The sequence below is a fragment of the Peribacillus psychrosaccharolyticus ATCC 23296 genome (genome assembly GCF_000305495.1).
In the GTDB taxonomy this organism is placed as follows: domain Bacteria; phylum Bacillota; class Bacilli; order Bacillales; family DSM-1321; genus Peribacillus; species Peribacillus psychrosaccharolyticus.
In genome coordinates, this window is sequence record NZ_AJTN02000048.1 from 1 (window position 1) to 7,875 (window position 7,875).

The 7,875-nt window shown below is 35.9% G+C and carries 10 protein-coding genes, 1 pseudogene and 2 riboswitches; of the genes and pseudogenes, 6 read left to right on the forward strand and 5 right to left on the reverse strand.

What is annotated here, in order from left to right:
* Positions 1 to 1,670, forward strand: a 1,670-nt coding sequence (locus tag WYK_RS04890; protein WP_040373473.1) for a fructose-bisphosphatase class III, incomplete at its 5' end; no start/stop codon positions are given.
* A gap of 97 nt (positions 1,671 to 1,767) precedes the next feature.
* On the opposite strand, the gene thiW is transcribed toward WYK_RS04890, so the two are convergent.
* Positions 1,768 to 2,304 (reverse strand): energy coupling factor transporter S component ThiW, encoded by a 537-nt coding sequence (gene thiW, locus WYK_RS04895; protein ID WP_040373474.1) that lies wholly within the window; start codon positions 2,302 to 2,304, stop codon positions 1,768 to 1,770.
* Entirely contained in the window at positions 2,301 to 2,993 is a 693-nt protein-coding gene (gene tenA, locus WYK_RS04900) for a thiaminase II (protein WP_040373475.1), read from the reverse strand. The genes thiW and tenA overlap by 4 nt, the downstream gene beginning before the upstream one ends.
* Positions 2,994 to 3,100: 107 nt before the next feature.
* A riboswitch (TPP riboswitch) is annotated at positions 3,101 to 3,190 on the reverse strand.
* 64 nt (positions 3,191 to 3,254) lie between these two features.
* Positions 3,255 to 3,359: riboswitch (TPP riboswitch) on the reverse strand.
* A gap of 322 nt (positions 3,360 to 3,681) precedes the next feature.
* Here tenA and WYK_RS23200 point away from each other — a divergent pair.
* Complete coding sequence (locus WYK_RS23200; protein WP_051387314.1) at positions 3,682 to 4,020, forward strand: hypothetical protein; 339 nt, start codon at positions 3,682 to 3,684, stop codon at positions 4,018 to 4,020.
* Positions 4,021 to 4,265: 245 nt separating this feature from the next.
* On the opposite strand, the gene WYK_RS24820 is transcribed toward WYK_RS23200, so the two are convergent.
* Positions 4,266 to 4,424 carry a hypothetical protein gene (locus WYK_RS24820; RefSeq protein WP_161629107.1) on the reverse strand — a complete coding sequence of 53 codons (159 nt, stop codon included), beginning with the start codon at positions 4,422 to 4,424 and terminating at the stop codon, positions 4,266 to 4,268.
* A gap of 102 nt (positions 4,425 to 4,526) precedes the next feature.
* Here WYK_RS24820 and WYK_RS04915 point away from each other — a divergent pair, with 102 nt between their 5' ends.
* The 4 genes from WYK_RS04915 (at position 4,527) to WYK_RS04925 (ending at position 6,451) form a co-directional block, all read left to right on the forward strand.
* Complete coding sequence (locus WYK_RS04915; RefSeq protein ID WP_040373477.1) at positions 4,527 to 4,946, forward strand: GNAT family N-acetyltransferase; 420 nt, start codon at positions 4,527 to 4,529, stop codon at positions 4,944 to 4,946.
* A gap of 136 nt (positions 4,947 to 5,082) precedes the next feature.
* The gene (locus WYK_RS25455; RefSeq protein WP_235782440.1) at positions 5,083 to 5,430 is read left to right on the forward strand and encodes a hypothetical protein; all 348 of its coding nucleotides are present in this window, start codon (positions 5,083 to 5,085) and stop codon (positions 5,428 to 5,430) included.
* Between the two features lie 220 nt (positions 5,431 to 5,650).
* Entirely contained in the window at positions 5,651 to 5,875 is a 225-nt protein-coding gene (locus tag WYK_RS25460; RefSeq protein ID WP_235782441.1) for a hypothetical protein, read from the forward strand.
* 153 nt (positions 5,876 to 6,028) lie between these two features.
* Positions 6,029 to 6,451 (forward strand): DinB family protein, encoded by a 423-nt coding sequence (locus tag WYK_RS04925; protein WP_268870038.1) that lies wholly within the window; start codon positions 6,029 to 6,031, stop codon positions 6,449 to 6,451.
* Between the two features lie 127 nt (positions 6,452 to 6,578).
* Here the strand turns inward: WYK_RS04925 and WYK_RS25965 are convergent, their stop codons facing one another.
* Together WYK_RS25965 and WYK_RS04930 are read right to left on the reverse strand one after the other, a co-directional pair.
* Positions 6,579 to 6,704 (reverse strand): hypothetical protein, encoded by a 126-nt coding sequence (locus WYK_RS25965; protein ID WP_268870037.1) that lies wholly within the window; start codon positions 6,702 to 6,704, stop codon positions 6,579 to 6,581.
* A gap of 65 nt (positions 6,705 to 6,769) precedes the next feature.
* Positions 6,770 to 7,609 (reverse strand): annotated as a pseudogene (locus tag WYK_RS04930) (molybdopterin-dependent oxidoreductase).
* Positions 7,610 to 7,875: the final 266 nt, after the last annotated feature.

The window sequence follows — 7,875 nt, forward strand, 5'->3', positions numbered from 1 at the left end:
ATCCTGAAGAGAAATTAAAGTTAATTAAAAACCAATTTGATAAGAAACAGGAATTAAACCAATGGTATACCGTTACCATTGAGCGAATGATCAGGCTTATTTCTCATGCTTCCTCAAAATATACACGTTCAAAATTGCGTAAAGCGCTGCCAGGACAATTTGTGTTTATTATTGAAGAGCTGCTATACAAAACGAATCAAACGAATAAGGAAAAATATTACAAAGAAATTGTCGAGCAAATAATCTCCTTAGGTCAAGCTGATAAACTCTTAACGGGACTTGCATATACTACCCAGAGATTAGTTGTCGATCATCTTCATGTAGTTGGCGATATTTATGATCGAGGACCTGAACCTGATAAGATTATGGATACACTGATTAATTATCATTCGGTTGATATTCAGTGGGGAAACCATGATGTGCTTTGGCTGGGTGCGTTTTCTGGTTCAATGGTTTGTCTAGCTAATATTATTCGAATCTGCGCAAGATATGACAACTTGGATATTATCGAAGATGTGTATGGAATTAATCTGAGACCTTTGTTAACCCTTGCCGAGAAGTACTATGAAGACAATCCAGCTTTTCGAACCAAGGTGGACTCAGATCAGAAAAGATCGAAACATGAAAAATTACAGATAACAAAAATTCACCAAGCAATCGCAATCATCCAGTTTAAACTCGAAATGCCTATTATAAAGAGACGACCATATTTTAATATGTCAGAAAGACTTTTACTTGAGAAAATTGATTATGACAAGAAAGAAATAACGATTTATGGGAGCACTTACACGCTTGAGAATACTTGCTTCGCTACAGTGAATCCAGAGCAGCCAGAACAGCTGATTGAGGAAGAAAGGCAGGTTATGGAAAGATTATTGTTCTCGGTACAACATTCAGAAAAGCTGGCCAGACATATGAATTTCCTTATGAAAAAAGGGAGCCTTTATCTAAAATATAATGGAAACCTTTTGATACATGGATGTATTCCTTTAGATGAAGAAGGAAATATGGAGAAAATGTCCATTGATAGCAACACTTATTCGGGGAGAGAATTACTTGATGTTTTCGAACATTATTTACGACATTCCTTCGCTCATCCTGAAAAGACTGATGATTTAGCGACGGATATGGTTTGGTATTTATGGTCAGGAGAATATTCATCCCTTTTTGGTAAAAGAGAAATGACAACTTTTGAGAGATACTTTATTAAGGATAAAGTTACTCATAAAGAGAGAAAGAACCCATACTACCATTTACGTGAAAAGGAAGAAATTTGCCGCAAAATTTTAGCTGAATTTGATTTGAATCCTGACACAGGCCATATTATAAATGGCCATACACCAGTGAAAGAAATTGAGGGAGAAAATCCAATTAAGGCGAACGGCAAAATGATGGTGATTGATGGAGGTTTCTCTAAGGCATATCAGTCAACTACAGGAATAGCTGGATATACATTATTGTATAATTCCTTTGGTATGCAGCTGGTTGCCCATAAGCACTTTAATTCAAAAGAAGATGTTTTATTGAACTGGACAGATGTTTTATCCATAAAAAGAGTAGTAGATAAAGAATTAAAAAGAAAAAAGGTTAGAGAAACCAATATTGGAGAAAAAATAATCCAGGAAATTTCTATTTTAAATAGTTTGAGAAAATACCGCTATATGGATTGACTTAAGAAAGTAGAAACAGGAACATTGTTCCTGTTTCTTTATTTTAGTCAAAATCTCAATCATTGTGGGGAAGTCAACGTCGTAATACCTGGCTACGCTAGTCAGTTCGGTTGTCCGTGGTGTTGTTTTTATAAAGAATCTCATTGAAGAAATGATTCTTCAAAAGTATTTTTAATATAAGAAAGGCAAAAAGGGAACCCAGTAAGGAACTAAGAAAAAAAGCTGGTAAAAAACCAAAGAGTGCCGCTTTTTCTCCCAATAATACAAGTGCAATCGGATAACAAGTTATTGATCCCAGAATGCCAGTTCCAAATACTTCTCCTAAGCAAGCGAACTGAATTTTTTTTATTTTCTTGTATAGGAGAGCAGCAAAAAATGCACCAATCATGCTGCCCGGGAACGCAAAAATAGAACCAGTACCTGCCATATTTCTGATAAGGGATACCAAAAAGGCTTGTATAACAGCAAAAAAAGGTCCCAATATAACGGCGGTCATGACATTGGTTACATGCTGAATAGGAAAAATCTTTGCAAATCCAACCGGGATGAAAAAGAACGAACTAGTTAGGGTAGTAATGGCCGTAAACATGCAAGTCAGCGTCATTTTCCTTAACAAGTTACCTTTTTCTATCATTCTACGAGCCAATCATGCTCATTGTAAACCATGTCCCAAAATAAATATTCATATCGTGAGGTTGTTAAAAAGTGTTTCTCTAATCTGTTTAGGTCTTTTTCAGGCAACCCTTCCGTCAACTCATCTAACAGTTTGGACAACCATTTGTGCACTTCAGCGAATTCGAGGGATGAATAGGATTGAATCCAGCTGGCATAACGATTTGTCTCCAACGCTGCACCATTTTGTTTCTTTAATAACAAACCAATCTCATAATAATCCCAAGCACATGGAAGCAAGCAGGCAATGATATCAGCTAATGTGCCATGATGTGCGGCATTTAGCATATAACCTGTATAGGCAAGGGTAGTTGGGGTAGGTTCGGTTTGTTCTAATTCCTTAGAGCTGATTCCAAACGCTTTGCAGTAGTCCCGATGCAAATCCATTTCTACTTGAAGAGTCTTATGAAATATTCCAGCAAATTTGGTCATGGTTTCAAGATTATTAGCCTTGATGGCCCCTAAAGCAAAAAGTTTGGAATATTCAATAAGATAGATATAGTCCTGCTTCAGGTAATAAGCAAATTTATTTTCTAAAAGCGTCCCATCTCCTATTGCTTGAACAAAGGGATGTGTGTGGTTCTTCCTCCAAATTTCTTTCGAACGTTCGTGAAGTCTTGCACTGAAAGATTTCAATGTGGTATTCGTCATGATATTTCCTCCTTAGCATTCATTCACATACTTTGGAAAGAGAGTACTTCTAAATGAAAAAACAGCTGCTTTCCATTAGAAAGCGGCTGTTCCCGGAATGGACGAATCCCTTTTACAACCTGCTTTCCTACGCTGGTATCACCAGATCAGGTACAAAGGGTTTAATTCTCAGCCTAACGGCTCCCCTAGCAGTCTATTATTTTGATAAACAAAAAAACCGTTCTGAAAACGGAACGGGTAGATGGTTAAAGTCAAAAAAAGTGACCATATCATCCACTTTCCTCCGCCGGTATCATCCGGATCAGGTTCAAAGGGTCCGGAACAACATTCCATCTCAGTCTGAAGAAGACTCCCCTAGTGGTAATTCGTATGTGATTAGAATCATCATATCAGATAAAATGGAAAATGCAACCTTTAATCTTTTAAATGTACAGGCGAAGGTCGTGGATTAAACGAAGCCTTTTTTTGTAGATAAGCTCATTATTATATTTTGCACATAGCATAAGAAAAACAGTATGAAAGGAAGGGGAAAGTGGGTAAATTACAAGACTATTTTGAATCCAATAACTGACGATTGATTCATAAGTGGATACATTATTTTGATATTTATGAACGTCTTTTTGAGAAGTTTATCGGAAAAGAAATCAATATTTTAGAAATTGGAGTTTCTCATGGCGGGTCACTTCAAATGTGGAAAGAATATTTTGGAGACAAAGCTACGATATTTGGACTAGATATTGACCCTCTCTGTAAATCATTTGAGGAGGAACAAATTAATATAATCATTGGTGATCAAGGAGATAGGGGTTTTTGGAAAACGATTAAACCTACTCTACCGAAATTTGACATAATTATCGACGACGGCGGTCATCACATGAGTCAGTTAAAGACTACGTTCCAGGAGATGTTTCCTGAACTTTCTTCCCATGGGGTTTATTTTATAGAGGATTTGCACACATGCTACTGGGAGGAGTACGGAGGTGGACTTGGTAAACCTGATAACTTTATTGAATACTCAAAAAAATGATTGATAATCTAAATGCTTGGCATTCGAGGGATCCTCAGTTGTCAGTAAACCAGTTCACCACATCCGTTTTTTCAATGTGTTATTATGATAGTGTTTTAGTAATCGAAAAGAGACCACTAGAACAGCCATCTGCTAAAATAACAGGGACTCCATCTTGGTAAGTTTGATCAAATTTATAAAATAACCTGTGAAAAAAATTACCTAATAAAAAAAGTGCTATGGAATTAGTTTCGTTAAAAGATATTTCAACCAATCAACGTTAAAAACCGGCGTAGAGCCATCATCCGAAACCAGGGTTTAGAACTTAAATAAAAACAATGGCTGCTCATAACTGGGTGGTCTTTGTCGATTTTTGGCATCGATATCTCTTCAATAATCAAACTTTCGGAATTTGTAATCCACATACAAATTACACCAGAAAAACGATGCAAGTTAGCTGAGTAAGAGGATTAAGTAAAAAAATGTCGAATATAATATGATGAAGTTGTAGTATTGGAGGAGACATTTTGAAAACATATGAAATTGAAAATACTAGTCCGACAGTGCAAGAATTCAAATATTTGTGTGAGTCTGTCGGATGGAGTGACTTTATGAATTTTGAAGTGGTGGAAGCATCACTAAAGAACTCTATATACTGTGTCACAGTCAAAGAGAATGAACAAATGGTGGGGATGGGGAGAATTGTTGGTGATGGGGCAATCTATTTCTATATACAAGATATAGTGGTTCATCCAACTTATCAGAAAAATGGTATTGGAAAGGAAATAATGAATAGGTTGGTTGATTTTTTACATTCCAATGCGCCCGATAAAGCGTTTATCGGTTTATTTGCATCACAAGGGAATGAATCTTTTTATGAGAAATTTGACTTTAAAGATTACTCACCCAACATGACGGGGATGTTTACTGTCATTTCAAAAAAATAGATAGACTTAGAGGGTTGTTGCGGCATCCCTTTTTCTTATTTACCGATTAAAATGTTAGCTTAATAGGGTTTCTGAAAAAATGGGTGTTTTATGGTAAAATTAAGGTGAGAGTTAAATACAAAAAGAAGGAGGAAATATGCTAAAAAAACTAATAATCCTACCCTTTATTATGTTGATGATGACTGCTTGTGGAAATGAAGATACAGAAGCGTTACAAAAGCAAAATCCTGAACCTAAAGTAGATGATGTTGAAAATGATAATGGTCAGACGGATGAGTCAGATACAGAAACAAAAGAACCTGTTAAACCGAATACCAACGCAGCAAGTGGTAGCAAAGCTGGAAAAGTAAATTTTCAAAGTATTATTCCGAGTGAATGGGGTATTAAATTACCAACTGATTTTCCCGTAAACAAAGGAAAATATTTAACGGCAATCGCGGGAACAAAAAAATCTAGCAACGTTCAAATTTTATGCTACAGATAAACCACTAGATCTAAACGATCCTAACATAAAAAATTCTGGGGAATTAGTTGGCCAGTTAGTCATTACGAATCATCCGACAGTAAAATCAGCCAGTGAAGAAATCGATCAAACCGTATTTAGTGAAGGTGAAGCTGTTGATTTAGGCTATGGGATAACTGGGTATCAAGATGCAGGAGCAGGTTCATTATTTACTAGTTGGAATGAAGGACGATGGTCTATCATGGCACGTTCAACAACAGAAAAATCAGAAGAAAGCTTGAAGACAGCGAAAGAAACTGTGAAGTTTTTGGAAACCCATATGCTGCCGATTCCTAAGCAGTATGGACAATTGCATATAGATGCAAAACAAAAAGGCAGCCTTGCAAAATGGCAAAAACAAAAAAATGTTTACACGCTTACCGATTTTGGTGACAACACTCTTAAATGGCTAGTAACTTTTGAATAAATTCACCATTTAAAAGACCGTCAATTGACGGTCTTTTGATATACATTTATATTATCTAAATTCTCTGCAGAGCAGTTATCTTATGTCGAACTAACTAGAAGGGAGTCGGTACAGCTGAATAAACAGGAAATTATTAAACACTTTGAGTTTACAATTGATTGGGTAGAAAGTTTAAATACATTACCCGAAGAGGAGTGGAGATCTCAAATTGCTAAAGGGAAATGGTCGATTGCTGAGATTGTAGGGCATCTGATTCCCTGGGACGAATTTGTGTTAACAAAGCGTATTCCTTACTTTCTTACTTCTGCTTTATTACCCAAAAGTCCTGAATCCGATTTGGTGAATCAACAATCTGCTGAAGAAAGTAGGAATAGGTCTAAGAAAGAAACAATCAAATTATTTATGTCTTCTAGAAAACTGCTTATACAATCTTTAAATGATTTACCTGATGAGTTATGGAAACAGGACCTATCAATAGGGGGAAACAGCATTTCACTAATGAAATATTTTAAAGGATTGGTCGAGCATGATATTCATCATATTCGACAGATACAAAGTGTATTTGGAGACTTATAGCACCTGGGGTTTTATAGTTATTCGACTTTAATGGTAATCTTATCTAAAGCATTGTAACCATAGCCTTTTCTATTCCATAGGGGCTTCACTGGTTGACGATTGCCTTCGGTGTCAGCAGCTTTTGTTTTTATGGTGTATTCTCCTTTTTTAAAGTCATGCCATATATAATCCCAACGAACTCATGCATGTTTCTCAGGTAGAGGAGATAAGTGGCATGGATCCCAAGTTTGACCACCATTCCTACTGTGGCCATTTTACCTTCTCCTGTCCATGCAATTCCATTAATTTTATAAACCCCTGTATGCAATAGTTGCCTATTTAAGGGGAATTGTTAACATTTATAGTCGTGACAGGAATTTTTTCATTATCGTTTTCTTGGTTTGGATAGTAAACGTAATCAACCGTTTGGAAGGGGCCTTTAAATTCATTATCTATCACAACGATTTTCTTAATCCATTTGACAGACGCCATTCCATACCATCCGGGTACTATTAATCTAAGCGGGAACCCATGTTTAAAGGATAAGGGGTGATTATTATACTCATAAGCGATAAGGGAATCTTCATCGAGAGCTATTTCTATCGGCAGGCTTCTAGAAAAATTATATAATTTATTAGAATCAGTTCTTTGTCCATGATCATAACCTTCAAAAACAATTTCTTTCGTTCGCATGATCAAGCAATCCTGCGAATTGCAATAATGTTCTTAGCGTACTCCTTTCCATATTCCCTGACTGATTGCACCTTTTCCCATTTGCTCTCCAAACACCTTTGGTATAAATAATTCTTGCTTATCACCAGAACATTCTAAAACCACTTTCTTGGTTTTTGATGGCATCGCGTAAATCTGTTCTAACGAAAAGATGGTAGGAGTCTGAACCTCCCCTTCGATTGGAAGAAAATAAAAGGAAGATGCAAAAGCAGGGTAAGGAAAATGATTCCTTCTATAAAATAATTTATCCGATACCAGATCCTCAGTAACAAAATGAATAGGTGTTTCTTGATTTTCAGGTACTAACGTTTTTGTAGTTAGATAAGGTTTGATTTTGTGTGAATGTGAATTTACCAGATGAATAACCCCTTTCAAAAAAGTTTTATGACATTTATATGTAAATGATAAAAAAATCATTCCATTCCACTTTCTACACCAGTAATACATAAACTGTTTGGAATATCAATAATTCCAAATCAGGTGCTCATGAGCTATTGGACAAAAAGAACTTATACAGTAAAAGTAAAAATAAACTTTCTTGAATTAGAAAAAAATGGTAGTGTTTAACTAGAGATGGAAAGAGAGGGGAATTGAGATTACGCATGTGGATTATACTGAAATGATTAGTTAATTGTCGATTCTTTTAAAGAAGGATTTGATTATTTGTCTATCTTAAATCATTCAAGGGGTTCATGGTGTTAGTTCCCATTACC